20 protein-coding genes are annotated in these 23002 nt (G+C 64.6%); 7 read left to right on the top strand and 13 right to left on the bottom strand.

The annotated features are described in order from the left end of the window. Nucleotides 1–65 precede the first annotated feature (65 nt). The gene (leuA, locus tag RFM41_RS00955; protein ID WP_430691495.1) at nucleotides 66–1742 is read right to left on the bottom strand and encodes a 2-isopropylmalate synthase; all 1677 of its coding nucleotides are present in this window, start codon (nucleotides 1740–1742) and stop codon (nucleotides 66–68) included. A gap of 458 nt (nucleotides 1743–2200) precedes the next feature. Here leuA and RFM41_RS00950 point away from each other — a divergent pair, with 458 nt between their 5' ends. From RFM41_RS00950 to RFM41_RS00935, 4 genes are all read left to right on the top strand, one after another. Next, complete coding sequence (locus tag RFM41_RS00950) at nucleotides 2201–3367, top strand: ATP-grasp domain-containing protein (RefSeq protein WP_320245662.1); 1167 nt, start codon at nucleotides 2201–2203, stop codon at nucleotides 3365–3367. A 4-nt stretch (nucleotides 3368–3371) separates the two neighbouring features. After that, nucleotides 3372–4148 (top strand): esterase family protein, encoded by a 777-nt coding sequence (locus tag RFM41_RS00945; protein ID WP_320245661.1) that lies wholly within the window; start codon nucleotides 3372–3374, stop codon nucleotides 4146–4148. Continuing rightward, nucleotides 4148–4462, top strand: coding sequence for a nuclear transport factor 2 family protein (locus RFM41_RS00940; protein ID WP_320245660.1), 315 nt, complete (start codon nucleotides 4148–4150; stop codon nucleotides 4460–4462). Before RFM41_RS00945 ends, RFM41_RS00940 begins: the two co-directional genes overlap by 1 nt. 157 nt (nucleotides 4463–4619) lie before the next feature. Next, nucleotides 4620–5693, top strand: coding sequence for a siderophore-interacting protein (locus RFM41_RS00935; RefSeq protein ID WP_320245659.1), 1074 nt, complete (start codon nucleotides 4620–4622; stop codon nucleotides 5691–5693). Between the two features lie 8 nt (nucleotides 5694–5701). Here RFM41_RS00935 and RFM41_RS00930 read toward each other — a convergent pair whose 3' ends face one another. The 3 genes from RFM41_RS00930 to RFM41_RS00920 all read right to left on the bottom strand — a co-directional run bounded on the left by RFM41_RS00930 (nucleotide 5702) and on the right by RFM41_RS00920 (nucleotide 10677). After that, nucleotides 5702–6919 (bottom strand): MFS transporter, encoded by a 1218-nt coding sequence (locus RFM41_RS00930; protein WP_320245658.1) that lies wholly within the window; start codon nucleotides 6917–6919, stop codon nucleotides 5702–5704. Further along, nucleotides 6919–8991: a TonB-dependent siderophore receptor gene (locus RFM41_RS00925; RefSeq protein ID WP_320319242.1), complete on the bottom strand. Its 2073-nt coding sequence runs from the start codon at nucleotides 8989–8991 to the stop codon at nucleotides 6919–6921. The genes RFM41_RS00930 and RFM41_RS00925 overlap by 1 nt, the downstream gene beginning before the upstream one ends. Before the next feature lie 150 nt (nucleotides 8992–9141). After that, complete coding sequence (locus tag RFM41_RS00920) at nucleotides 9142–10677, bottom strand: MFS transporter (RefSeq protein ID WP_320245656.1); 1536 nt, start codon at nucleotides 10675–10677, stop codon at nucleotides 9142–9144. A 148-nt stretch (nucleotides 10678–10825) separates the two neighbouring features. Between RFM41_RS00920 and RFM41_RS00915 the strand changes: the two genes are divergently transcribed. After that, nucleotides 10826–11713, top strand: coding sequence for a LysR family transcriptional regulator (locus RFM41_RS00915; protein ID WP_320245655.1), 888 nt, complete (start codon nucleotides 10826–10828; stop codon nucleotides 11711–11713). Nucleotides 11714–11734: 21 nt separating this feature from the next. Here RFM41_RS00915 and RFM41_RS00910 read toward each other — a convergent pair whose 3' ends face one another. From RFM41_RS00910 to RFM41_RS00890, 5 genes are all read right to left on the bottom strand, one after another. Continuing rightward, nucleotides 11735–12487: an SDR family NAD(P)-dependent oxidoreductase gene (locus RFM41_RS00910; protein WP_320246191.1), complete on the bottom strand. Its 753-nt coding sequence runs from the start codon at nucleotides 12485–12487 to the stop codon at nucleotides 11735–11737. A 136-nt stretch (nucleotides 12488–12623) separates the two neighbouring features. Continuing rightward, nucleotides 12624–13727: an AbrB family transcriptional regulator gene (locus tag RFM41_RS00905; protein ID WP_320245654.1), complete on the bottom strand. Its 1104-nt coding sequence runs from the start codon at nucleotides 13725–13727 to the stop codon at nucleotides 12624–12626. A gap of 68 nt (nucleotides 13728–13795) precedes the next feature. After that, nucleotides 13796–14107 (bottom strand): putative quinol monooxygenase, encoded by a 312-nt coding sequence (locus RFM41_RS00900; protein ID WP_320245653.1) that lies wholly within the window; start codon nucleotides 14105–14107, stop codon nucleotides 13796–13798. A 51-nt stretch (nucleotides 14108–14158) separates the two neighbouring features. Next, nucleotides 14159–14932 (bottom strand): SDR family NAD(P)-dependent oxidoreductase, encoded by a 774-nt coding sequence (locus RFM41_RS00895; RefSeq protein WP_320245652.1) that lies wholly within the window; start codon nucleotides 14930–14932, stop codon nucleotides 14159–14161. 68 nt (nucleotides 14933–15000) lie between these two features. Continuing rightward, nucleotides 15001–15435, bottom strand: coding sequence for a DsrE family protein (locus tag RFM41_RS00890; protein ID WP_320245651.1), 435 nt, complete (start codon nucleotides 15433–15435; stop codon nucleotides 15001–15003). 200 nt (nucleotides 15436–15635) lie between these two features. Between RFM41_RS00890 and RFM41_RS00885 the strand changes: the two genes are divergently transcribed. Continuing rightward, on the top strand, nucleotides 15636–16736 hold the full coding sequence (locus tag RFM41_RS00885; protein WP_320245650.1) for a hypothetical protein: 1101 nt from the start codon (nucleotides 15636–15638) through the stop codon (nucleotides 16734–16736). A 150-nt stretch (nucleotides 16737–16886) separates the two neighbouring features. On the opposite strand, the gene RFM41_RS00880 is transcribed toward RFM41_RS00885, so the two are convergent. Together RFM41_RS00880 and RFM41_RS00875 are read right to left on the bottom strand one after the other, a co-directional pair. Continuing rightward, the gene (locus tag RFM41_RS00880) at nucleotides 16887–17834 is read right to left on the bottom strand and encodes a cation diffusion facilitator family transporter (RefSeq protein ID WP_320245649.1); all 948 of its coding nucleotides are present in this window, start codon (nucleotides 17832–17834) and stop codon (nucleotides 16887–16889) included. 6 nt (nucleotides 17835–17840) lie between these two features. Beyond that, the gene (locus RFM41_RS00875; protein WP_320245648.1) at nucleotides 17841–20030 is read right to left on the bottom strand and encodes an anthranilate synthase; all 2190 of its coding nucleotides are present in this window, start codon (nucleotides 20028–20030) and stop codon (nucleotides 17841–17843) included. Nucleotides 20031–20464: 434 nt separating this feature from the next. Between RFM41_RS00875 and RFM41_RS00870 the strand changes: the two genes are divergently transcribed. Beyond that, nucleotides 20465–21298 carry an SDR family NAD(P)-dependent oxidoreductase gene (locus tag RFM41_RS00870; protein WP_320245647.1) on the top strand — a complete coding sequence of 278 codons (834 nt, stop codon included), beginning with the start codon at nucleotides 20465–20467 and terminating at the stop codon, nucleotides 21296–21298. A 28-nt stretch (nucleotides 21299–21326) separates the two neighbouring features. Here the strand turns inward: RFM41_RS00870 and RFM41_RS00865 are convergent, their stop codons facing one another. Both RFM41_RS00865 and RFM41_RS00860 read right to left on the bottom strand, forming a co-directional pair. Beyond that, nucleotides 21327–22208, bottom strand: coding sequence for an SMP-30/gluconolactonase/LRE family protein (locus RFM41_RS00865; RefSeq protein ID WP_320245646.1), 882 nt, complete (start codon nucleotides 22206–22208; stop codon nucleotides 21327–21329). Then, the gene (locus RFM41_RS00860) at nucleotides 22205–22864 is read right to left on the bottom strand and encodes a GntR family transcriptional regulator (protein WP_320245645.1); all 660 of its coding nucleotides are present in this window, start codon (nucleotides 22862–22864) and stop codon (nucleotides 22205–22207) included. The genes RFM41_RS00865 and RFM41_RS00860 overlap by 4 nt, the downstream gene beginning before the upstream one ends. Nucleotides 22865–23002 lie beyond the last annotated feature (138 nt).

The raw sequence follows: 23002 nt of genomic DNA, 5'->3' as shown, positions 1-23002 counted from the left end.
TGGCGCCATTGGAATGCGTCACGCTTCGGACAGGTCAGCCTGTCGCCGAGCCGGACCGTTTCACATCAACTGCTGCGGCGGCCGACGATACGGTTGGCGGCCGAAACAACGGCCTCAAGCGAGGCGGCGACGATGTTGGTGTTGATGCCGGCGCCGAACAGCTTGCCGCCCGGATATTCCATCTCGACATAGGAAATCGCCGAGGCGTTGGAGCCGCGCTGCAAGGAATGCTCGGAATAGTCGAGCACCGACATGTCGATGCCGACATGGCGCGAGAGCGCATCGACAAAGCCGTCGATCGGGCCGGTGCCTGAGCCGGTGATGGTCATTTCCTTGCCGTTGTCGATGATATCCGCTTCGACCATGCGCCGGCCCTTCACCTCGGTGTCGGGGAAGGTGCGATGGTCGAGGAACTTCAGCCGCGCGCCGGGCTGGTCGATATAGGTTTCGAGGAAGCGTTCGTGGATGCGCTTGGCAGGCACTTCCTTGCCTTCCGCATCGGTGATCGCCTGGATCGCCTGGCTGAACTCGATCTGCAGATTGCGCGGCAGGTTGAGGCCGTAATCGGCCTGCAGCACATAGGCGATGCCGCCCTTGCCCGACTGCGAGTTGATGCGGATGATCGCCTCATAGGTGCGGCCGACATCGGCCGGATCGATCGGCAGATAAGGCACTTCCCAGAGCGGCGTGTTGGCCTTCTTCAGCGCCTTGATGCCCTTGTTGATGGCGTCCTGATGCGAGCCGGAGAAAGCCGTGTAGACCAGTTCGCCGACATAAGGATGGCGTTCCGGAATCTTCAGCTGGTTCGAATACTCGTAGACATCCTTCATCCGGTTGATGTCGGAGCAATCGAGCTCCGGATCGACGCCTTGGGTGAACATGTTGAGCGCCAGCGTGACGATGTCGACATTGCCGGTGCGCTCGCCATTGCCGAACAGCGTGCCTTCGACGCGGTCGGCCCCGGCCATCAGGCCCAGCTCGGTGGTGGCGATGCCGGTGCCGCGGTCGTTGTGCGGGTGCAGCGAGATGATCAGGTTCTCGCGGTTGTCGAGATTGCGGCACATCCACTCGATGCGGTCGGCATAGACGTTGGGCGTCGACATCTCGACGGTCGAGGGCAGGTTGATGATCAGCTTGTTGTCGGACGTCGGCTTCACGATCTCGGTGACGGCATTGCAGATCTCCAGCGCGACGTCGAGCTCGGTTCCGGTGAAGCTTTCGGGCGAATATTCGAAGCGATAGCCGCCGCCGGCCTTGGCCGCCATGTCGGTGATCATCTTGGCGGCGTCGGTGGCGATGCGCTTGATGCCGGCGACGTCCTTTTCGAAGACGACGCGGCGCTGCAATTCGCTGGTCGAGTTGTAGAAATGCACGATCGGCCGGTGTGCGCCCTTCAGCGCCTCGAAAGTCCGCGTGATCAGCTCGGGCCGGCACTGCACCAGCACCTGGAGCGACACGTCGGCGGGCACGCCGCCTTCCTCGATGCACCAGCGGGCAAAGTCGAAATCCGTCTGCGAGGCCGAGGGGAAGCCGATCTCGATTTCCTTGAAGCCCATGTCGAGGAGCAGCGCGAACATGCGCGCCTTTCTTTCATGACCCATCGGGTCGATCAGCGCCTGGTTGCCGTCGCGCAGGTCGACCGAGCACCAGATCGGCGCCTTGTCGATGATCTTGTTCGGCCAGGTGCGGTCGGTCAGGCCGACGGTGGGGTAGGATTGGTATTTGCGCGCCGCATCCGGCATGTGACCGGCCGCGCGCTTCCCGGCTTCGGCCTCGCCGGCGCGGATTTCTTCTCGTGCGTTCATCGTCTCTTCTCCGGGCGGCTCGCATGTTCGCCTTGGGCGGATTGATGGCGAGCGTCGCCTCTACCAGAATTTCATTCGCTTGATTGTGACTTTGCCAAGGAGCATGCGCCTGAGGCGGCGGGTATCGACCGCCGGGCGCTCCTTCAGCGAACCCGGCGATCGCCGATAAGGCCGAGAAGAAGCAGGGTCGAAGCGAGCGCGCGCGCGGTCTCGCCGGCAAAGCCGGTGCGAGAAGAAGCGACGGAGCGGACGCGCGTGGTCATGGCGGCTCTCTTACAGGAGTGGCCCGGCAGAGGCAAGCGGGACGCATGGCGGGATCGCGAGATGGACTTCCCCGCGCGCCGCAAATGCGCCAGACTCAGCCATCGGCGGCAGCCGCCGGGGAGGGGTCATCCATGAACTTCGTGTTCTTCTCGCCGCATTTTCCCGCCAATGGCGCCGAGTTCTGCGACCGTCTGAAGAAGGCGGGCGCCACGGTGCTGGGCATCGGCGATGCGCCTTACGAGACCTTGAGCGGCAAGCTGAAGGCGGCGCTGTCGGAATATTACCGCATCGCCGATATGGAGAATTACGACCTGGTTTTCCGCGCGATGGGGCATTTCATCCACAAATGGGGCCGCATCGACCGGTTCGAATCCTTGAACGAGCATTGGCTGGAACTCGAGGCCAATATCCGCACCGACTTCAACATCTTTGGCACCAAGGTCGATTTCGTGAAGAATCTGAAGCGGAAGAGTCGCATGCGCGCCTTCTTCCGCAAGAGCGGCGTCGAGACCATCCCGCAGCGCAAATGCTCCGACCGCGCCGGCGCCATGACGTTCATCCGCCGTGTCGGCTACCCGGTGGTGGTCAAGCCGGATTCGGGCTCCGGCGCCTCGAACACCTTCAAGATCTCCAACGCCAAGGAACTCGACCAGTTCTTCAGGGACAAGCCCGAGGGCGTCACCTTCGTCATGGAGCAGTTCATCGAGGGGCTGGTGGTGACCTTCGACGGGCTGGTCAACCGCGACGGCGAGGTGGTGCTGGCGGCCAGCCACCGTTACGACCAGAGCATCATGGAGGCGGTCAACAAGGACCGCCACATGAGCTACACCTGCTTTCCCGAGATCAGCCCGGAGGTCGAGGAGGCGGGCCGCAAGATACTGAAGGCGTTCGATGTGCGCGAGCGCTTCTTCCACATCGAGCTGTTCGAAACCAGGGACAGGCGCATCATCGCGCTCGAGGTCAACATGCGCCCGCCCGGCGCCTGGATGACGGACGCCATCAACTACACGTTCGACACCGACGTCTATACCGCCTGGGCCGACATGGTGGTCAAGGATGCCGCCAGCGGCCCTTACAAGGGCAAGTATTTCACCGCTTATGCCAGCCGCAAGCGCCACATCGACTATTTGCACAGCCATGCGGACGTGCTAGCCGCGCACGGCGACAAGATCGTCCATCACCAGGCCATCGAAGAGGTCTTCAGCCGCGCCATGGGCAATTACGCCTACCAGATGCGTTCGAAGGACCAGAAGGCGCTGCGCCAGGCGGTCGACTATATCCACGCGGAAAAGGCCTGAGCCGATGGACGTCTCCTATCACAAGGGCCATGCCCGCAATCTCGGCCGCGACATGGAATACAAGCGCTATGGCCATGCCGGGCGTCCGGTGGTGGTGTTCCCGACCTCGCAGGGGCGCTTCTACCAGTTCGAGGATTCAGGCGGCGTCGGCGCGCTCGCCGACTTCATCGACACCGGCCGCATCCAGCTCTTCACGCTCGATGGCATCGATTCGGAATCCTTCTTCAACAAGCATGCCGACGCGGCGCATCGCATCGCCCGCCACGAGGCCTATTTCCGCTATGTGCGCGAGGAAGCGCTGCCGGAGCTGCAGGCGGTCGCCGCCAAGGCGAACGGTGGCCGCGCTCTGAAGCCGCTGTTTTGCGGCTGCTCGATGGGCGGCTACCACTCGTCGAATTTCGTGTTCCGCTTCCCGGAGTTGGCGAGCGGCGTGATCTCGCTCTCCGGCGTCTATTCGGCCCGCGACTTCTTCGGCAGGACGCTTGAAGGCAACATCTATTTCAACTCGCCGCTCGATTACCTGCCAGGCATCGTCGACCAGAAGCTGCTCGGGCGGCTCAGGGCGCTCAGGCTGATCTTCTGCTGCGGCCAAGGCGCCTGGGAGGAGCGCATGCTTGTCGAGACGCGCGAGCTGGAACAGGTGCTGCGCGGCAAGTCCATCCCGGCCTGGGTCGACTATTGGGGCGGCGACGTCAGCCATGACTGGCCGTGGTGGCACAAGCAGCTTATCTACTTCTTCGGCCGCTGGTTGGATGATGATTTGATGCATAGGCTAGATTGATGACCACACCCGATCCGATCCGCCGCTTTGTCGAAGCCACCAACGCCGGTGATACAGAGGCTTTTCTCGATACGTTCACCGAGAAGGCTTTCCTCAGCGACTGGGGTCGCGATTTCCATGGCCGCGATGGGGTCGCGCGGTGGAACCAGTCGGACAATATCGGCGTCCAGTCCAACCTTCGTATCGTCCACGTCGCGGAGCGCGACGGCGTCTACCATGCCCGCGTCGCCGTGACCGGCAATGGCTTCAATGGCGAGGGCGACATGGCCTTCACACTCGACGGCGACCGGATCGCGAGCCTGGTCATCAGCTGAAACCGGACGCGTCGCGGGCTTTCGTGCAGTCTCGCCTAAAAATATGACTTTCATAATCATGTTTTAGTGGCAATACCGCTTGCGCTGTGGCATGCCGGCGCCTGGCGATATCGGACTTCGGCCGGTGCCGCCGCACTCGGCATCGAAGGGCCCGGCTATGAATCTTTTGAGCGCGCAAACCCGTATCCAGAACGATGACATCCGCGCGGTGATGGACAGGCTGCGCGCCGAGCATAGCGAGCATGAGATCGACACAGGCGATGCCGGCCGATGGGAATTCCGCATGCATTACGGCTCGTTAAATGCCTCGTTCGAGGACAGCGGCGTGCTGGTGCGTGTCGCGGCGGAAGACGAGACCTGCCTCTCCTACATGAAGATGATCTTCGCCGGCCATATCGCCGCGCATCTCAGCACCACCGAAGGGTTGCGTTGGCAAGGCGACGGCACGGATGCCGGCACGCCGGTGTTCTTCCGCGAGATTTCGGTTGTGTCCTCGACGCGGCTGTCGCCGCATATGCAGAGCCTCCGCTTCTTTGGCCGCGATCTCGGCCGTTTCGCCCATGGTGGATTGCATGTCCGTCTTCTGCTGCCGCCGGCCGGACGCCAGGCGGTCTGGCCGACCATGGGCGCGGACGGGCTGATCGTCTGGCCATCGGGCGAGGATGCGCTGACCGTACGGGTCTACACGATCCGCGCGTTGGACGTAGCCGAGGGCTGGCTCGATGTCGACTTCGTGCTGCATCCCGGCGCCGAGACGCCGGCCGCGACCTTCGCGCAGAATGCGCGAGCCGGCGACATCATCGGCGTGATCGGCCCCGGCGGCGGCGGTGTGCCGGAGGCACGAAACCTGCTTCTCGCCGGCGACGACACGGCGCTGCCCGCGATCGGCAGGATTTTGGAAGAGCTTGCGCCGTCCGCCCGCGCCGAGGCCTTGATCGAGGTCGACGGTCCACAAGACCGGATCGCGCTGGCTGAGGGGAAGAACATCGCCGTCCGCTGGCTTTACCGGCATGGCCGCGAAGCAGGCCGCGCCGGCTTGCTGCCGGAAGCGCTGCGTGAGCGCGGCCCCGCGGCCGATGACCTATTTGTCTGGGCCGGCTGCGAGTTCGCCGACTTCCGCGAGATCCGCGGCATCGTGCGCAAGGAGTGGGGCCTGCCGCGCGACCGGCACCTGGTCACCGCCTATTGGCGTCGCGGCGCGCAGGGTGAGGCCGCGGGCGGCGAGGAATAGCGCCGTCTTCAGTCGCGGTCGCTGACCATGGCGATCGCCGGCGCCGCCAGCAGCGCGACCACGCCGGCGCCACCGAACAGCGCGCCATAGCCGAGATGCTGCGCCGCATAGCCGGCCAGGATGCCGCCCGACATGCTCACCAACGCGTCCATGCATTGGAAAAGCGTGAAATCGACGCCCGCCTGCCTCGGATCCGACCAGCGCATGAACTGCGCATAGAGCGCCACGAAGCCGAGCGCCATGATGCCAGAGGAACTCAGCATCGCGACGGTTACCAGGGGACCTGTCGGGAAAACGCCCGAAAAAGCGAAGGCGGCGAGGATGAACAGCGATCCGGCCTGCAGGACGAGCGCGAGCACAAGCACGCTGCGCGTGCCCCGCCATCGGACGAGCGCGCCGCCGGCAAGCGCGGCTGCGACGCCGAGGATCATGCTGCCGGCGCCGTTCACCAGCCCGATCGTGGAAAGGCTGAGCCCGGCATCGATGAGAAATGGGCCGAGCATGGCCAGCGCCGCCTTCTGCGCCAGGACATAGATCGCGGACGCCGCGAGGCCGCGGCGTATCTGCGGGCGTTGCAGCGCCGTGGCGAGCGCAGGGACGTGTTCACGCACTTCGATCCGCGATTGACCGGCGATGCCGAGCAGGAAGGGCAGGCCGAGCAGCACCAGCAGCGAGGCCATGGCCGAGACCGCCGCGCGCCAGCCATGGATTTCGACCAGATAGAGGAACAGGCCGGCACCGATCGCCGAGCCGAGATAGGCGCCGCCGACCTGGGCGGCATTGCCCCAGCCGAGATTCCTGCCGGCAAGGTTCTGCACCGCAAAACCGTCGCAGGCGATGTCGACGGTGGAGGCCGCAAAGGCGACCACCGTGAGGCAGGCGACGACCGGCCAGAAGGCAGCCGGGCCGAGCTGGGCGACGGCCAGCAGTCCGGCGATGGAAACGAGGCCGCCGATGAGCACGATCGTGCCGGTGCGGTTCCTGCCCGCCGGCGGAAGCCGGTAGCGTTCCACCGCTGGCGACCACAGGAACTTCAGCGCCCACGGCAAGGCGATCAGGGTGAGCAGGCCGATGCGGTCGAGCGGCAGGCCCTGATCGCGCATCACGGCCGGCAGCCCTGTCCAGGTGATGCCGCCGATCACGCTCTGCGTCACATAGAGGCCGCCGATCGCCGCGACGACGGCGGCCGGCGACGAGGCGGCCCGGTTTGAGACGGAAACCGACATCAGAAACGGTAGCGCAGGCTGCCGAACAGCGAGCGGCCCTCGTCACGGTAGCAATAGCCGGCGGAGCAGATCGTCTGCTGGTTGTCGAACAGGTTCTTGGCGTTGATCTGCAGCTTGACGCCTTCGAGCTTCGGGTTGCGGTAGCCGAAGTCGTAGGACAGCGAGGCGTCGACGAAGGCGCGCGCGTCGTTCTTGAAGGTGTTGGTGTCGTCGCCATAGCTCGCGCTGGCGAAGCGCACGCCGGCTCCGAGCCCGAGACCTTCCAACGTGCCGTTCTCGAACTGATAAAGGCCCCAGAGCGAAAGGATGTGGTTCGGCGTCGCCGACAGTTCCTTGCCGGCGGTGCCTTCGGCGCCGCGTTCGATCTTCACGCGCAGATAGGTGTAGGAGGCAATGACGCTGAAGCCATTGTCGAGCGAGGCATTGGCTTCCAGTTCGACGCCGCGCGAGTTGAGGTCGAGCTGGCGCTGCTTGTTGACGCCGGTCGAGGCGTCGAAGACCACGCCGTCCTTCTGGTCGATGTCGAACAGCGCGGCGCTGACGGTCGCGTTGTGGTCGGGGATCTCGTATTTGACGCCGATCTCCTTCTGTGTGGCGATGGTCGGGCGGGCGACGCGGCCGACAGAACTGGAGACGGCGTCATAGACGAAGCCGATATTGGGCGAGAACGAGGTCGAATAGTTGATGTAGGGAATGATGCCCCATTCTGTCCGGTAGGACAGGCCGACGCGGCCGGAGAAGGCGCTGTCCTTCTGCTTCGACTGGCTGAAATCCGCCGCGGTGGAGGTGGTGTCGACCCAGTCGTAGCGACCGCTGGTGAAGAGGGTGAAATCATCCCATTCCATCTGGTCGTGCAGATAGACGCCGAGCTGGTTCATCTCCTGCCCGCCGGAATGGGGGACGGGGGCGGCTTCGATGTCGCCGACCGAAACATAGGAGAGACCGTCGCCAGCGTCATAGTCCGACCAGGCGTAGTCGATGCCGGCAATCGCTGTGTGCTTGACCGCGCCGGTATCGAATTCGAGCTGCGCCATGTTGTCGACAACGAAGTTCTTCATCGCCTCGGTGTAGTGGCCCCAGTAGCGCTGCAGCGGCTGGTCGGCGCCGACCGAGTAATGGCCGCTATATTCGATATCTGAATCGACGGCGTTGTAGCGCAGGTTCTGGCGCACGGTCAGCCAGTCGTTGAAGCGGTGCTCGAACTCGTAGCCGATGCGCCCCTGGTCCTGGGTGAAATCGTTCCAGGCCGGATCGCCTTCATAGACGTTCGACAACACGCCATAGGCGGAGTTGTAGAAGGCCGCGGTGCCGCCTGTGACCGATTTGGAATACTCGCCGAGGATGGTGAGCCTGGTGTCCTCGTCCGGCTTGAAGGTGACGGCCGGCGCCAGATAGAGCTTGTCGTCGGGATAGTCGGGCAGGCCGGTCTCGCTTAGGCGGCCGAGGCTGGTGAAGCGATAGAGGATGCTGCCGTCGTCATTGACCGGCCCGGAGGCGTCGAGCGCCGCCTGGAAGCGGTTGTGCTCGCCGGCCAGCAGCTCGATCTCGTGGAACGGCTCGTCCTTGGGGCGCTTGGTGACGACATTGACGATGCCGCCCGGACCGCTGACGCCGTAAAGCGACGAGGCCGGCCCCTTCAGGATGGTGACACCCTCGATGCCGTAAGGCTCTGTCTTGAACCAGGCGGAGGGGCCGTTGTACTGGCGCAGCCCGTCGCGGAACATGCCGTTGTAGAAGGCCTGGAAGCCGCGCAGGAAGAAGGCGTCGTAGCGCGTGTCGAAACCGAAGCTGTTGGGATTGGCGCTGGCCGTGTAGCCCAGCGCATCGTTCAGCGTGCGCGGCTTCTGGTCCTCGATCTGCTTCTGCGTGACGACCGAAACCGCCTGCGGGATCCTGGCGATCGGCGTGTCGGTCTTGGTGCCGATGCGATCCTTCTTGGCGACATAGCCATCCTGCTTCAGGATCTCGTTGCTCTCGGCGGTCACCTCGATCCGGTCAAGAACGGTGGCGTCGCCGCCATCCTGGGCAATTGCCGGCCAGGCATGGCCGAGGATGGCGCTGCCCGCCAGCAAAGATAATCCCCGGCGCCACGTCCTTGACCGCTTCGGCATTAACCTGTCTCCAATTCTCATGTTTGATTGCGCCCCACGCGCTCTCAAATATGAGTATGTTAGTCAAGTATTTTTTGATGCCGGCGCCGGACTCGATGGCGTCACGTGGCGTCAACCTTCCTGGCAGGCCGGGACGGGAGCGACCTCTTGTTCCGGCGCTGATCCGCGACGCAGGCCAAGGAAGACGACAATGGCGGTAAGCACCGTGATGGTCGCCAGCACGACAAGCAGCTGGTCGAAGGCCATTTCGTAAGCTTGAATCAGGGCACTGGCGTCGGCCAGGTGCAGATGTTGCGCCGTCCCCGCGATATTGCCGGTTGCCAGCAGCTGCGCCGCCGCGGTCGCTTCGGCGGGCGAGGCCAGTCCCTGAGCGCCGAGCCGCACAGCGATGAAGCCCGACAGGGTCGCCATGACGATCGCCAGCGCCACGCTCTCGCTGGCGACGCGGGTGGTGTTGAAGATGCCGACCGCCATGCCGGCGCGCTCCTTCGGCACGACGCTGACGGCAAGTCCGTCCATCAGCCCCCAGGGCAAGGCGATGCCGATGCCGATCAGGATCAGCGGGGCCACCAGCGCGCCGTCCGCTGCGGGCACATGGCTGAGCCAGACAAGGCCGGCTGCCGCGATGAGCAGGCCCACACCGCAGATCGTCGCCGGGGCGATCCAGCGCGCCGCCTGGCCGGCCAGCAGCGGCAGGATCAGCAGCGGCCCGGAGAGGCAGATCATCAACTGCCCCGCCCTGATCTCGCTCATCCCCTCGATGCCGATGAAGCGGATCGGCAGGAGCACGAGCAGGACGACGAAGGCATAGGCGGGCGCCGCGGCCAGGAATTGCACGCCGACGAAACGCGGGAAGCGAAACAGCGTCAGGTCCAGCATCGGCCGGCGCGCGCGCCGCTCGACAATGACGAAGGCGGCAAAGCAAATTGCAGCCACGCCGAGGAGCGCGATAACGAAGGGATTGGCCCAGCCGCTCTGCGGTGCCTGCAGCACACCGTAAGTCAACGCGGCAAGCGCGATGGTGAAGGTGCCGGCTCCCGCCCAGTCGAGCCCGGTTGCATCCGGGTCGCTCGATTCGGCGACGGTGCGCAGACCGAGAGCGGCGGCGGCAACGCCAAGCGCCGCCACCAGGAGAAAGATCGCGCGCCAACCGAATGCGTCGATGAGCAGGCCGGAGGCAACCGGGCCGAAGGCAAGACCGATGCCGAAGCTGGTGCCTAGGAAACTGAAGGCGCGCAACCGCGATTGCCCGTCGAATTCCTGGGCTAGTGCTGCGGCGCCGCCGGCGAAGGCGGCAGCACCACCAACGCCCTGCAGGGCCCTGAACAAATCGAACCAGACGATGCCTGGCGCCAGCATGCAGCCCAGCGCGGCGACGAGATAGGTGGCGAGGCCGGCGAGGAAGATCCGCTTGCGGCCATGGTTGTCGGCCAACGCTCCAGCCGCCATCAGGCCGGCGCCGAAGGTCAGCATGAAGGCGTTGGTCACCCAATTGAGCGCGAGCGGACTGCCGCCAAGATCGGCGGCAATGCGCGCGAGCGCCACGGCGGGACCGGTGAAGCTCAACGGCATCGTCATGGCGGCAAGGCAAACCGACAGCAGCACGAGCCATCTGCCGGTCGGGCCGGTTCTGGTCATCAAAGTCATGGATTTTCCTATCTGAGGCGGGATTTTCCGGCATGCCGCGCACTGGCGGCGCCGATCGCAACGACAAGATAGGGCGGCGACATTTCCGGCAAAATAGTATTAGATCTCCAGTCATCCTGGACTGAAACGCTCGAATAGGTTCTACGCCATGGATCGTCTCAACGGCCTTCTGGCTTTTGCCCGCACCGCGGAGCTCGGTAGTTTCGTCGCCGCCGGACGGGCGCTCGGCATCTCCGCCTCCGCCGTCGGCAAGAGCGTCGCCCGGCTCGAGCAGGAGCTCGGCGTGCGGCTCCTGCAGCGCAGCACGCGGCGCATAGGCCTGACCGAGGAAGGCAAGCTGTTCAACGAGCGGGTGCGCCGCATCCTCGACGATATCGACGAGGCGGAGGCGATGCTGTCGCGGACACGCGAAACGCCGCATGGGCGGCTGCGCATCTCGACGCCGATCGTCACCTATCACCTGCTTTTGCCGGTGCTGTCGGAGTTCATGGCGCGATACCCGGAAATCGAGCTCGACATCGATTTCAACGATCGCATCGTCGACGTCATCGAAGAGGGTATCGACGTTGCGATCCGCAGTGGCGAGCTGCCCGATTCACGGCTGGTGTCGAGGCCGGTCGCGCCTTTTCGCATGATCTTGTGCGCCGCGTCGTCCTATCTCGATCGGCATGGCACGCCCGGTACGCCGGCGGGTCTCGCGGCGCATTTCGGCATACATTTCCGCTTCCTCAACAGCGGCAGGCTGCTCAACTGGCCGTTCATCACCGGCAGTGCCGCACCGCAGATACGCTCGATGCTGATCTGCAACAACATGGAGGCATTGAAGGGCGCGACGCTTGCTGGTCTCGGCATCGCCTGCATGCCCGATTTCCTGGTGCGGGAGGCGCTGGATGACGGAAGGCTGCGCACCGTGCTCGACGATCATGTCGACGGCCGCGGCCAGTTCCGCATGCTGTGGCCGTCCAACCGCCACCTTTCGCCGAAGGTCCGCGTCTTCGTCGATTTCCTGCCGGAGCGGCTTGCGACCAGGCGATAGGTTCGCGTGGGCGGCGTGCGGTCAGTAGGTCGTGCGTCCGCCGGAGAGGTCGAAGGTGGCGCCAGTGGTGAAGGAGTTCTCGTCCGACAGCATGAAGACGACCATGGCAGCGGCCTCTTCGACCTCGACGAAGCGGCCGCGCGGCACCTTGCCGAGCATATAGGCAACCTGGGCCTCGGTGAGCTGCTCGAGGATGCGGGTGCGGGCGGGCGAGGGCGTCAGCGCGTTGACGGCGATGTCGTGGCCGGCAAGCTCCTTGCCGAGCGACTTGGTCAGCGCCAGCACGCCGGCCTTGGCGGCCGAATAGGCGGCGGCGTTGGGATTGCCTTCCTTGCCGGCCACCGAGGAGATGTTGACGATGCGGCCGTAATTGCGCGCGACCATGCCGGGCACCAGGCGTCGGCAGCAGTAGAAGACGCCGTTGAGGTCGATATCGACGATCTGGCGCCAGGCGGCGGGGTCGTAGTCCACGACGGTCGCCGCCGGCCCGGCAATGCCGGCATTGTTGACGAGGAGGTCGACGGGGCCAAGCGTCCGCTCGGTCTCGGCGGCGGCGCGATCGACGGCCTCGATCTGCGACTGGTCGCAAAGGATCGCCTCGACGCGGCCGAGCGACGCGAGTTCGGCGGCAGCTTTGCTCATTGCGGCCTGGTCGACGTCCCAGATGGCGACGCTCGCGCCCGACGACAACAGGCGTCGCGCGACCGCAAGGCCGATGCCTTGCGCGCCGCCCGTCACCACGGCGACGCGGCCAGAAAGATCGACGGCGTTCAAACGGCGGTTCATCGGCAATTCCCCTTGCTCTAACTTTCTGCTTTTAAGCAATTCCGGACGGAAGGCTACGGCGAAGGCGCCGAGCCCAACCGCCGAGCGCTTTTCCTGGAATTGCCCTGGCACTGGATAGCCCGGATCAGGCCCTGACGTTTCGCGCCACCAGCTTGGCTACGCTTGGCCCAATGAGCAGCACGACCAGGAAGCGCGCCGACTGCAAGGCCATGACGAAGGAGATATCGACGTTCTGCGCCGCGGCGGCGATGATGGCGACACTGTCCATGCCGCCCGGGCTGGTCGCCAGGTAAGCGGTCAGCGGATCGATGCCGAGCAGGCGGCTGATGACGAAGGCCATGCCGCCGCAAAAGGCGATCAGCGCAACGATCGAGCCGATGATCTGCGGCAGGGCGCGCGCCGCATGGCGCAGGATCGGCCGGGTGAAATTCAGCCCGATCGACCAGCCGACCATGGCGTAGCTGATCGCCAGCAGCCAGGGCGGCAGTTGCATCGGCACGCCGAGGCCGAGATGGATCACAGCGCCGAAAATGAAGGTGCCGAGAAAAGACGGCGAGGGCAGCCTGACCAGCTTTCCGGCCAGGCCGCCCACGGCCGCAATGCCGATCGTGGCCGCAAAGGCGAAGGCATCGATCGGCGGAAACCAGACGATCGGCGGCACTTCGACGCCGGATGTGTCGACCCACATCTTGGCGACGATCGCGGCCGTCATCGAGACGAAGATGACGCGAAGATATTGCATGAAGGCGACGAGACGCTGGTCGGCGCCGAAGGCGCCGGCCATCAGCACCATGGCGGTGGCGGCGCCCGGCGAGGAGCCCCAGACCGCGGTGGTGCCGGGCAGGATGCGCCAGCGGCTGATCAGCCATCCGAGCAGGCTGGAGGCGGCGACGGTGGCGACCACCACAGCGATGAAAAGCGGCCATTCAGCAAAAAACACCGGAAAGATGTCGGCCGAGATCGAGCCGGCAACCAGGCAGCCGACGATCGCCTGTGCCGCGCCGAACAGCGGTCGCGGCACGCGCACCGTGGCGCCGTTGGTGCCGGCCAGGATCGCGGCAAGCATCGGGCCGATCAGCAGCGCCGCCGGCAGGGCGGCCAGTTCCAGCGCGCCGGCGAAGAGGAGCGAGAACACCAAAAGCACCAGCCATTGCTGCGGCGGGCGCAGGCGCGCCATGCGCTCGATGGGCGCAGGGTCCTGTGATGGTTGCTCTGGCGAGGAGTCCATGTTCCGCTCTTAGACGGGACGCAGACAAATGCGAACCCGCTTTTTGCGGAAAATGCGCGTGCGGGAGGTCAGCCAGCCTTATCGGGCGTCGGAAGGCCAAACCCGCCGACGGGCTGGGTCTCGATCTGGAATTCGAAGCCGGCGATGAAGGGGCGCGCCTTGGCAATCGCCGCCTGGACCTGCGGCAGTTGCAACGAGGCTTTGTGGCTCGCCTGGTCGGTCCACACTTCGGTGACCCAGATCGCGTCGGCGTCGACTGGGTCTATTGCGATGATGTAGCTCAGGCAGCCGGGCAGGGCGCCGGTCGTCTCGCGCAGCACATCCATGACCGCGTCGCGCTGGCCGCGTGCTGCCCGCATCTTGCCGATCAGTCCGAACATTCCTTGCTCTCCCTCCAGGTTGCACGCTGCATCAAGTATGCAATCGCCAGCTCACGGCATCAACTGGCCGCCATTGACCTCGATCACCTGGCCGACGATGTAGCCGCTCAAGAGGTCGGAAGACAGGAACAGATAGGCTCCGACGCAATCCTGAGGCGTTCCGGCGCGGCCCTGCGGTATTGTAGCGACCATGGCCTTGATCTGCTCGGCGTTCGAATAGCGTTCGTGGAAGGGCGTCAGGATCGTGCCGGGCGCCACCGCGTTGACGCGGATGCCGAAGCCGATCAGCTCCTTGGCCATGCCGCGCGTCACGTTGGAAACGAAGGCTTTCGATGAACCATACAAGCCGGCGCCGCCGCCGGCGCCGTTGCGTGCGGCGATCGAGGTGGTGTTGATGATGAAGCCGCCTTGGCGCTTCAGCCACGGTATCGCCTTGCGCGAGGCGGTCAGCACCGAGCGCGCGTTGAGGTCCATAACCGCGTCGTACTGCGCCTCGTCCTGATCGGCATAGGCGACGCGGCCAAGCATGCCGCCGGCATTGTTGACCAGGCCGTCGAGCCGGCCGAAATGGTTGGCGCTCTCCTCGACGACACGCTCGACGTCGGCGGGTGTCGAAAAATCGCCTTGGACCAGAAACACCTCGCCGCCATCGTCGCGGACGGATGTGGCCAGGTTCTCGGCGGCTTCGCGGCTCGCATTGTAATGCAGCGCGACGCGGCATTTCTGCGCCGCGTAGGCGCGGGCAAGGGCGGCACCTATGCCGGTCGAAGCGCCAGTGACCAGCACCGCTTTGCCGGCGAGATCGGGGATGGCAAGTGTCGTCATGTCGGCTGGCCTCCGGGTAACCATTCTTCGTAGGCCATTGCCGGCCTGACCTTCAAGTCGGCGCGCATTCAGGGCCTGAGATAGACATAGCCCTGGTGCTGCAGTTCGGCGAGCTTCACGACGCCGCCTTTCTCGGCAAGCTCGAAGCCCGCCAGCAGATCGGTCAGCGTGATGTCCATGCCGTGCAGGGTGTTGCCGCAGGCTTGCGGGACAAGGCCCTGCTGGACAAGACCGGCAAAGCGGCTGGAAACCGCGCCGGAAGCGCCCTTGGCCTTGAAGGCGGCCAGGGCCGGACCGTGCACCACAAGCACGATATCGACATTGCCGCCGGTGCCTTCGTAGTGGTTCTTGATGTTGCCGAGGACGAAGTTGACCTTGTCGGCGTCGCTGAGGTGATAGGCGACCTTCAGCCTTCCCTCAGGTATTGCCGCCTTTGCGCGGCTCAGGCCGAACAGGCCCGCGGCGCCTGCGAGGCCGGCACGAAAAATGTCACGGCGCAGCATCGTATCCTCCTTGCCTCGCCGCCTCGCATGATTTTGCATGGTCCGGGCGGCACTCCTAGTGCGTTTCACCGTTTCACGGAACCGGCGAAACGCCCTAGCTCTTTGTTTTTACGCAATTCCGGACGGAAAACCGCTACGCACTTTTCCTGGAATTGCTCTAGACTAGCATATGCCAGGCCGGTCGGTGGGAGGAGGATCACATGACGTCGAGGACCATGGTAGCGAGGACCATGGCGGGCGCGGCCCTTTGCGCTGTACTTGCCGCTTTTGCCGGCCCGGCGCGCGCGGAACAGCCGCCCAATCTTCCCGAGCTCAGCCCGACCGGCGCCGATGCCTGCTTCGGCCGTGTCTACGACGCCGCCCATCTCAAGGCGCATCCGCACCAGAGGGTGGCGCGCATCTTCTTTTTCTACGGCCACGACCCGGTCAGCCGGCCGAATGAAGAGCCCTCCGCAAACCATGATACTTCCTATAACGGCTTCCTCACCACCACGGTGCGTGGCGCCAAGAAGCCGGAATGGGCGAGCAGCTGGTGCAACAAGCAAGATCCGAGCGACAAGGCGAGCGGCATCCGCTGCGGCATGGACTGCGACCGGACGCTGGCCTCGCTGAAGGTCGACGACAAGGGCAAGCTGCTTCTGTCCGGCCTGTCGCCGGACGTCTATCTCGACCCTGATGCGTCGGAGTCGATGAGCAAGGCAGAGTATGCCAAGCAGGCGCTGGGCAGCGAGGACGATAATTTCAAGCTGGACCCGATGCCGGCCGATAGCTGCAAGGCGGAGTTCGCGCGCATCGATCCGATCGACCCGGCGCTTGGCGACCCGTTGCGCGTGCGGCTGAAGCCCGACCAGCCCTTCTGCTTCGGGCGCGACTACGACGATCAGCATCTGAAGTCGCATCCCAACCAGCTGACGCAATCGATCCGCGTCTTTCGCGGGCCGATAGAGCTCGCCTCCTTTGCCGCCGGCGGCGATGCCGCGAACTGGCCTGACGGCGCGGATATCGCCGTTTCGGTGACGACCAGGCAGAAGGGCACCAAGGTCACGCAGACCTATTCCTGCCAGGGCGAGGCCGACCAGTGGCGCTGCTCGGCCAGCGCGAAAATGAGCGATTTCTCCTGCGACATCTCGCAGAAGGAGATTTTCCTCAAGCGCGGCGCCGACGGCACGATGATGGTCGCGAACCCCAACAATGCGGTTGCGGTCGTCGATCTCTGCTCGAAGATGGCAGATGGCAAGACCAGGTCCGACGACAAGGTCTATCGGCTGCAGCCCATGCCGCAATCGGCCTGCGCACCTTAAGGTCCGGCGATATTCAGGTGAGGCCGGCTGCGAACGGTGGATTCCTGCGCTTCCGGTGCTCACGTACTTTAAGTACGTTCCGCTCCGGTTCTCGGAAGCCACCGTTCTCGACTCGGCCTGACCTGAATCTCGACAGACCTTCGCGCTCTGCTACGCGAAAGGCACCGCGGTCGTGCCTTTCGGCAGCTTCGCCTCGTCGTCCGGCTCGACATGGATGGTGACGCGCACCGAGGGGATCTCGGCCTTCAGCGCATCCTCGATGCGATCGCAGATGACGTGACTGGCGCCGACCGTCATGTCGGCGTCGACGACAAGGTGGAACTCGATGAAAGTGGCGCGCCCGGCGATGCGCGTCTTCAGGTCATGCACCTCGATCGCGCCTTTCGAATTGGCCGAGATGATGTCGCGGATCTGCATATGCTCCTGGGTGTCGACGGCGCGGTCCATCAGCCCGTTCATCGACGAGCCGATGACATGCCAGCCTTGCCACAGGATGTTGAGCGCGACGATGACGGCGAGAGCGGGATCGAGGATCTGCCAGCCGGTGAGCACGGCGCCGACAAGGCCGCCGAACACACCGACGGACGTCACCACGTCGGTCATGATGTGCTGGCCGTCGGCGACAAGAGCCGGCGACTTCGCGTTCCGGCCGGAGCTGATCAGGATCCAGCCCCAGATCGCGTTGATGATGGTCGCCACGCCGTTGACGGCAAGGCCTTTCCAGGGCTGTTCCAGCGGCGCGGGGTGCTGCCAGGACCGCCAGACCTCGTTGAGGATCAGGAGGGCTGCGACGACAATCAGCACCCCTTCGAGCACGGCCGAGAAGTATTCGGCCTTGTGATGGCCGAAGGGATGATCCTGATCGGCGGGCTTGTAGCTGACCTGGATCGCCCAGAAAGCGGCAGCCGAAGCAATCACGTTGACGATCGATTCCGCCGCGTCCGAATAGAGCGCGACCGAACCGGTGATGTACCAGGCGACAAGCTTTAGGGCGAGCACGACGCCAGAGATGATGATCGACCAGAAGGCCAGCCTTGCGACCTTCTGTCTGGTCGCGGCTTTCGCCGCGGCCGTCGTTATGCCCCGCGCTTCCGTCATCGGTTCCTACGCGGCCTTTTCCTTGGCCTTGCGCGGCAGATGCGCAACGATGTTCTCGATGATGCGCATGCCGGCATTGTGGCCGAGCGTCATGATCGATTCCGGGTGGAACTGCACCGCCGCGATCGGCTCCTTGCGGTGCTCGAAAGCCATGATGATGCCGTCCTCGGTCTCGGCGGTGACCACGAAGCCGTCGGGCAGGCGCACCGGGTCGGCGAAGATCGAGTGGTAGCGGCCAACGGTCACTTCCTTGGGCAGGCCTGAGAAGATGATGCCGGGCTTGGAGACGCGGATGCGCGACGGCTTGCCGTGCATCGGAATGTGCAATTGCCTCAGCTCGCCGCCATAGGCCTCGGCCAATGCCTGCAGGCCGAGGCAGACGCCGAAGATCGGCAGGTCGCGGCTGCGCGCCCGTCTGATGGTGGCAGCGCAATCGAAATCCGTCGGCGTGCCCGGTCCGGGCGACAGCACGACGAGGTCGGGCTTCAGCCGCTCGAAGACCTCCTCCGGCACCGGGGTGCGCACGGTGGAGACGTTGGCGCCGGTCTGGCGGAAGTAGTTGGCCAAGGTGTGGACGAAGGAGTCCTCGTGGTCGACCAGCAGGATGTTGACGCCGTCGCCGACGCGCGCGGTGGTGCGCTCGGTTCCGGTGGCGTTGCCGGTCTTGGCGTCGCGGATGGCGGAGAGCATGGCGGATGCCTTCAATTCGGTTTCGGCTTCTTCTTCCTCGGGCACGCTGTCGAAAAGCAGCGTGGCGCCGGCGCGCACCTCGGCGATGCCGTCCTTGATGCGGATGGTGCGCAAGGTGAGCCCGGTGTTCATGTCGCCGTTGAAGTTGACCATGCCGATCGCTCCGCCATACCAGGCGCGCGGGCTCTTCTCGTTCTGCTCGATGAAGCGCATGGCCCAGAGTTTCGGTGCGCCGGTGACGGTGACGGCCCAGGCATGCGACAAAAACGCGTCGAAAGCATCCATGCCTTCGCGCAGCCGTCCCTCGATGTGATCGACGGTGTGGATCAGGCGCGAATACATCTCGATCTGGCGGCGGCCGATGACGCGCACCGAGCCCGGGTCGCAGACGCGCGACTTGTCGTTGCGATCGACATCCGAGCACATTGTGAGCTCGGACTCGTCCTTCTTGGAGTTGAGCAGCTTGAGGATCTGCTCGGAGTCGGAAATGGCGTCGTCGCCGCGCTTGATGGTGCCCGAGATCGGGCAGGTCTCGACGCGGCGGCCATTGACGCGCACGAACATCTCCGGCGAGGCGCCGATCAGATATTCGTTCTCGCCGAGATTGATGAAGAAGGAATAGGGCGAGGGGTTGATCGATTTCAGCTTGCGCGAGATGTCGGAAGGCTGGGTCTCGCAGCGCTCGTAGAACATCTGTCCGGGCACGACCTCGAACAGGTCGCCGCGCTTGAAGCTCTCCATGGCGCGCCGCACCAAATTGGCGTATTCGCCGGGCTCATGGTCGCCGCGCGGCGGGATGCGGTCGGCGGTCTTGAACGGCTCGACATGGGCGTCGCGCGCCAGGCCCTCGGTCGAAAAACCCTCGCCGGAATAGTCGTAGCGGTCGGTCCAGGCCTTGGTCGAATAATGGTCGACGACCAGGATCTCGTCGGGCAGGAAGAGCACTAGGTCGCGCTGGCTTTCCTTGCGCTCGAGCTTGTAGTCGACAGGGTCGAACTGGAAGGCGAGGTCGTAGCCGAAGGCGCCGTAGAGGCCGAGATTGGCGTCCTCGGCGGTCTTGAACAGCGCGGTGATGGCGCGCAGCACCGTGAAGACGGACGGGACGCGGCTGCGCTCCTCCTCGGTGAAGACACGGCCGGGTTTTGCCACATCGAGACGGATGAGCGTCTTCGAGGTCTCGGCGATCGTCACTTCGCTGAGCTCGCCAAGCACCTTGCCGATCACCGGCAACAACACTTCGCCGCGCTTGTTCAGCGCCTCGATGCGCATCGTGCGTCCCCGCGCGGAGATCACCAGCGGCGGATCGATGATGGCCGTATCCCAGCGCGTGTAGCGGCCCGGATATTCGTAGTTGGAGGAAAACACCGCGCCACGGCGCGAATTCAGGCCCTCGACATAGGCGTCGATCGCGCCTTCATAGGGCCGGTCGTGGCGCTCTCGGGTGATCGTCACGCCGCCCGCGGTGACGAAGCGCTCCGCCCCGTTGTCCAGAACTTTAGTCGTCATTGCCGTCTCCATCAGCGTTTTGGGCAACGGACCCGGAATGGCTCTAAAAACAAATGGCCGCCCGGACATTCCGTTGCGGCCACCCTCTAACTTTCACGCGCACACGCACGAACAGGCCGCTGTCAGCAGGCCCACCACCAAATGGTCTTGTTCGAACGCATGTTCATGGCGACTCCCATAGCGGCGAATGACCGGATCGGCAAGCGGAATCGGGGAACGCGTCGGATGGAGCAAGTCGTCCGCGGGCCCCTGTGCGAGCCGCAGGCGGGGTTCGCCATCCGCACGGCGGGGACCGGCAGTCGATTGTGTGTAAACTCAAGAGAGGCATAATTTGATCAAAAACTGAAAAGTTTAGAAGCTACGTCCTTGACATTTCAGAGGCGTCTGTGACGCTCAGTGATCCGGTATGATCAAATCAATTGAGGGCCATTGGAATGCCGCATGACGAAATCGATACGCAAAACGCCTTGCTCCTGGCGCATCGCTTCTCGATGGCCGGGCGGCGCGCGCTCGTCACCGGCGGCAGCGTCAGCATTGGCCGCGAGATCGTAAGGGTTTTCGCGGAGGCCGGCGCCGACGTCGCCGTCCATTCGGCCCGCGCCGCCGACATCGCGTTCGGGCAACCCAACGCCGCCGCCGATGCGGTGCGCGAAGTCCATGAACGAGGCCGGCGCGGGGTTGCGATCGACGCCGATTTCGCTGAGCCCGGCCAAGCGACGCGCTGCGTCCATGATGCGATCGCGGCGCTCGGCGGCGTCGATGTGCTGGTCGTTTGCGCCTCCATCCAGTACCGCACGCCTTTCCTCGAATTGCCGGCCGACCAGATCGAGCGCCAGATCCAGATCAATTTCAGGGCGACGATCGAGCTTCTCCAGGCAGCGCTGCCCGGCATGAAGGACAATGGCTGGGGTCGGGTGCTGACGATCGGCAGCATCAACCAGACGCGGCCTGAATCCGATCTTGCCGTCTATGCCGCGTTGAAGAGCGCGCAGCACAATCTGTCATTCAACCTCGCCAAGGACTACGCGCCGCACGGCGTGACGATCAACAATTTGTCGCCGGGCCTTGTCATCACCGAGCGCAACCGCTGGCGACGCCAGGATGCGGCGAAGTGGGCCGACATCCAGAAGAATTCGGCGCCGATCGAGCGGGCGGGCGAGGCAAGCGAGATGGCTGGAGCGGCGCTGCTTTTGTGCTCCGATGCCGGCAGCTTCATCACCGGCATCGACCTGCAGGCGACGGGCGGGCGTCACCTCGGGTGGCAATAACGGCGCGGCTAATCTTCGTGGAATTGCTCTAGCCGACGAACATCGGCTCCGGCAGGCCAGCCACGCCGACATCGAGCGCCAAAAGCGCGCCGGCAAGCGGCTGCTCGGCCCGTTCCATAGCGTTCAGCGTCTGGGTCGCGGTGGTCACATAAAGGGTTCTCAGACCCTCGCCGCCGAAGGCGCAGGAGGTCGGCTGGCTGACCGGCAGCCGCACCAGCCTGTCGAGCGTGCCGTCGGGCCCGAAGCGGGCGAGGGCGCCGCCCTGGTAGCGCGCATTCCACAGGAAGCCTTCGGCGTCGACGGTGGCGCCGTCGGGCCGGCCCGGCGCCGCCTGGGCCGTGGCGAATGTCGACCAAGGGCCGACGCGGCCGCTCGCGGGGTCGAAATCCGCGCGCTCGATGTCGCCTTTCCTGGTATCGGTGAAGTAGAGCGCGCGCCCGTCCGGGCTGAAGGCGAGCGCGTTGGGCACGGCGATCCGCTCGCGCAACAGGGTCGGGCGCCCTGTCGCGTCGACCCTATAGAGCGCGCCCGACGGATGCAGTCCGTAATCCCACATGCTGCCGCAGATGATGCCGCCGGCGGGATCGCATTTCATGTCGTTCAGGCGATGCTGCGGTGGTCCATATTCGACCGTCGTCAGCGGGGTGAGTTGGCCGCTGTCCGGGTCGAAAACGCGCAGGCCTTGCCTGAGCGCAACGACCACGCCGCCTTTCGCCCGCGGCACGACGGAGCCGATCAGGTCGGGCATCGGCCATGAGGTCACGTTCCCGCTTCGAGGCTGCATTCTGTGCAGGCAAGGACGGCGCAGGTCGACCCAGAACAATTCGCCGGTGCGCGGATGCCAGGTCGGCGATTCGCCCAGAATGTCGCCGGTCCTCGCGGCGACGTCGAACTCGGTGGCGACGGTCACTGCAGGCCGATGTCCGGCTTGGGATCGACGGCGATCCTGTCCAGAAGGTCATGCTTGGCCTTCTCGATATGCGCCCCCATCAGAACCGCGGCCGAGCCGGCATCCTGGCGCTCGATGGCGCGGATGATGTGGCGGTGATCGTCAATGACGCCGTGGAAGCGCCCCTCGTCATAGCCGTAGCGCTGCCAGATCGCCGCCACCAGAAGCCAGTTGCGATCCACCATCGACAGCGCGCCGGGATTGCCGGCGGCCTCGTTGATGACGCCGTGGAAGATGTTGTTGGCGTGGGGGACGGCAAGAAAGTCCTCGCTCGCTACCCGTGTCTCCAGCAATTCCTCGGCCGCTTTCAAGTCGCGCAGATGCTCAGCGGTGCGGCGCTCGCTGGCGCGCCGCGCAAGCATGGTCTCGATGGCGCTGCGGATGTCGAAAAGGTCCACCACGAAGGACAGATGGACCGTCCTGACGCGGGCACCGCGGTTGGGCTCCAGCACCACCAGACCGGTGCCGCTCAGCGCGCGCAGGGCTTCGCGCACCGGCATATGGCTCACGCCATATCGGCTCGCCAACTCGTCGATCCTCAGCCGCGAGCCGAATGGAATGGCTCCTGAGACGATGTCGTCACGAAGCAGTTTTTGAACGTCGGGAATTCGCGCCATATGTCCCCGCTACCCGGATTTGAGCAAATATTGCTCGCATGGCCACCAAGAGAAGTCAATTTTGCCCTTGCCAATGGAACATTTGATCAAATATGAGATTTACCAAGAGATCGCCTTACAGCGACGGTTCGGGAACGC

Origin of the sequence: Mesorhizobium vachelliae (assembly GCF_033977325.1) — a bacterium.
GTDB classification, from domain to species: Bacteria; Pseudomonadota; Alphaproteobacteria; order Rhizobiales; family Rhizobiaceae; genus Mesorhizobium; species Mesorhizobium vachelliae.
The sequence above is the reverse complement of the archived record's forward strand: the minus strand, read 5'-3'. Positions and strand labels throughout refer to the sequence as shown.

Excerpts from the sequence above, each read along its gene's own strand:
- RFM41_RS00950 (WP_320245662.1), top strand. The coding sequence starts at position 2,201 with ATGAACTTCGTGTTCTTCTCGCCGCATTTTCCCGCCAATGGCGCCGAG.
- RFM41_RS00900 (WP_320245653.1), bottom strand. The coding sequence starts at position 14,107 with ATGTTCGGACTGATCGGCAAGATGCGGGCAGCACGCGGCCAGCGCGAC.
- RFM41_RS00930 (WP_320245658.1), bottom strand. The coding sequence starts at position 6,919 with ATGTCGGTTTCCGTCTCAAACCGGGCCGCCTCGTCGCCGGCCGCCGTC.
- RFM41_RS00920 (WP_320245656.1), bottom strand. The coding sequence starts at position 10,677 with ATGACTTTGATGACCAGAACCGGCCCGACCGGCAGATGGCTCGTGCTG.
- RFM41_RS00885 (WP_320245650.1), top strand. The coding sequence starts at position 15,636 with ATGACGTCGAGGACCATGGTAGCGAGGACCATGGCGGGCGCGGCCCTT.
- RFM41_RS00895 (WP_320245652.1), bottom strand. The coding sequence starts at position 14,932 with ATGACGACACTTGCCATCCCCGATCTCGCCGGCAAAGCGGTGCTGGTC.
- RFM41_RS00860 (WP_320245645.1), bottom strand. The coding sequence starts at position 22,864 with ATGGCGCGAATTCCCGACGTTCAAAAACTGCTTCGTGACGACATCGTC.
- RFM41_RS00870 (WP_320245647.1), top strand. The coding sequence starts at position 20,465 with ATGCCGCATGACGAAATCGATACGCAAAACGCCTTGCTCCTGGCGCAT.
- RFM41_RS00935 (WP_320245659.1), top strand. The coding sequence starts at position 4,620 with ATGAATCTTTTGAGCGCGCAAACCCGTATCCAGAACGATGACATCCGC.
- RFM41_RS00940 (WP_320245660.1), top strand. The coding sequence starts at position 4,148 with ATGACCACACCCGATCCGATCCGCCGCTTTGTCGAAGCCACCAACGCC.
- RFM41_RS00905 (WP_320245654.1), bottom strand. The coding sequence starts at position 13,727 with ATGGACTCCTCGCCAGAGCAACCATCACAGGACCCTGCGCCCATCGAG.
- RFM41_RS00880 (WP_320245649.1), bottom strand. The coding sequence starts at position 17,834 with ATGACGGAAGCGCGGGGCATAACGACGGCCGCGGCGAAAGCCGCGACC.
- RFM41_RS00945 (WP_320245661.1), top strand. The coding sequence starts at position 3,372 with ATGGACGTCTCCTATCACAAGGGCCATGCCCGCAATCTCGGCCGCGAC.
- RFM41_RS00875 (WP_320245648.1), bottom strand. The coding sequence starts at position 20,030 with ATGACGACTAAAGTTCTGGACAACGGGGCGGAGCGCTTCGTCACCGCG.
- RFM41_RS00890 (WP_320245651.1), bottom strand. The coding sequence starts at position 15,435 with ATGCTGCGCCGTGACATTTTTCGTGCCGGCCTCGCAGGCGCCGCGGGC.
- leuA (WP_430691495.1), bottom strand. The coding sequence starts at position 1,742 with ATGCCGGATGCGGCGCGCAAATACCAATCCTACCCCACCGTCGGCCTG.
- RFM41_RS00915 (WP_320245655.1), top strand. The coding sequence starts at position 10,826 with ATGGATCGTCTCAACGGCCTTCTGGCTTTTGCCCGCACCGCGGAGCTC.